A 293-nucleotide genomic window follows, 5' to 3' on the forward strand; every position below is an offset into this window, starting at 1 on the left:
TAATCAACAGGTAACAGAGCACTTTACTGTCACGGCCACAGACAGCAGCGGCACACCGGTACAGCAAACGATAACGATCGACGTGACGGGCACTAACGATGCGCCGGAGATCACCTCTATTACAGCTCAAGCAGCACATGAAGGCGATACGACACTAACAAAAGGGATAATTTATGTCGCAGAGCACGATAACCACGACCGAGTTAGCTTTTCTTCCCCGAGTGTCGACGGTTTTGTACTCCAGCAGAATGGGAAATATAGTTTTGATCCCAGTCACAGCAGCTACAATCATT

Annotated in this window: 1 protein-coding gene; it reads left to right on the plus strand. The window is 48.5% G+C overall.

Features of this window, described 5'->3' with window-relative positions; translation table 11 throughout:
• A partial coding sequence (locus tag A3739_RS08800; protein ID WP_197472220.1) for a VCBS domain-containing protein occupies positions 1-293 on the plus strand: 293 nt, incomplete at both ends.

It is taken from the genome of Oleiphilus sp. HI0067 (genome assembly GCF_001635735.1).